The 1,659-nt window shown below is 61.4% G+C and carries 1 protein-coding gene; it reads right to left on the bottom strand.

Annotation, left to right across the window (positions count from 1 at the left end; genetic code table 11):
* Nucleotides 1-145: 145 nt before the first annotated feature.
* Entirely contained in the window at nt 146-1,537 is a 1,392-nt protein-coding gene (locus INT29_RS19855) for an IS1380 family transposase (protein ID WP_193073270.1), read from the bottom strand.
* Nucleotides 1,538-1,659 lie beyond the last annotated feature (122 nt).

The following is a 1,659-nucleotide window of genomic DNA, read 5'->3' as shown; positions in this document are numbered from 1 at the left end:
CCTCGATCCACCGATCTAGGCTGAAGCTGCACGCTGGTCTGGATTTCGGTGTTTGGGCAGGTTCCGGGCAGGAGGGATCGCCGGGCCTCGCTACCCGGAGAGTTCCACTACAAATCCTCGTATCGCGCCGTTGCTGGCTGGTCGGTCAGGCCACAGCTTGACCAGGTGGAGCATTCGCTGCAGCGAACAGGCGTGTCCATTCCGTCTCCCACGGCCAGTCTTGCGGCAGGTGAAGCCTCACCCGCCGGGCTGAGGTCGCAACTCGGGCCGGAACACTGATCAACTTGGTCCGAATAGTTGCCGTCGTGGCCTTGGTTAGCCTTTCTCCGGCGACCGTGGCTGCTGCCCGGGTGAGGTTGAACGCGATGACGGCCAACACCAGCCAGGCAGCGTTGGCATTGATCTTGCCCGACGGCAGATGCGCCAAAGCACTGTTCTTCACATCCGAATTCACCTGCTCGATCACCGCATGACCGCGATGAATCTTGTCCGCGGTGACCATATCGAGATCGCTGGTGGTGAAAAACGGGTGGAACCGGTACGTGTCGAACAAGGTCGGGGCATCGACGTCTTTCGGATTGAGCTCGGGAATCCGACGCACCACCAAACGCCCTGTGACTTGCTCGCTTTTCTTTCTCGACACGAACGCCGTGAAGTCGATCTCAGCAACCTCAGCTGATGAGATCCACCGCTGGTTGTCTTCGTCATAGATCGCGTTCGTGTACTCAATCGTCTGCCACGCGTCCTCATCGATGGCCGCGATCGTCTTCTTCACATGCGCATCCATGCGCGCGGTCACCGACACATCAGCCCCACCGGTGATCGCCGCCGTGATCGCAGCGTGTCCGTAGTAGGCCGAGTCGGCTCGAAACAGGACCCGTGCCCGGTCCAGGCCGTGTAAGCGTCGGGTTGTGGCCAGGGCGTCGCTGATGAGGCGTGCTGCCCCGCGTGGGGATCCGACCGCGCCTTCGCGCAATCGTTGAGCGGTGATAATCGGGGCCGAGGTGGGTGTGGACACGGTGGACAGGATGGCGTTGAGGCCACGGACTCCGGAGTACCCGTACCCGGAGCCTTGCTTCTGATGTCCGTGGACTTCAACGATCGTGTCGTCAACATCAACGTAGACGTAGTCGTCGGGGTCATGGGCAATCAGCGGGGCGTGGGTACTCAGGCTGGTCAGGGCGCGGGAGGCGATGGCATCGAGTTGGCGAACATGGCCGAAGGTGAATGTCCGCAGGAAGGAACCCAGGGTCGAGGGCGCGTATCGGCCGGTGAAGAGCGTGTTCATGCCGCCGTGGCGCAGCAGGGCCATGTCGTCGATGGAATCGGCACCGGCGATCATTCCCGCTACCAGCGAGGTCACCTTCGCTCCTGCATTGGCGCCTTTGTCTGTGGGCACGGTGAGGTGTTTGTCGGCCAGAGTGTGGAGACCGGCTGTGTCGGCGAGGTTGAGGATCGGGAGCAGGCCGGATGCCGACACGAGGTTCGGGTCGTCGAAGGTCGCGGATATTGCTGCTGGAGTGTGAGAGACTTTCACCTACGAGATGCTCCTTGATCTGGTCGGAAATGTTGCTGTCGCAAGTTCCATTTTCCCTGATCACAGGGGCATTCTCTCTATCGGCACGCCGCTATCGGCCCAGCCTCATCGGTGGATCCAGG

It is taken from the genome of Brevibacterium sp. FME37, from assembly GCF_014897485.1.
Classification (GTDB): domain Bacteria; phylum Actinomycetota; class Actinomycetes; order Actinomycetales; family Brevibacteriaceae; genus Brevibacterium.
Note: the sequence above shows the minus strand (reverse complement) of the source record. Positions and strands in the feature narration are given on the sequence as shown.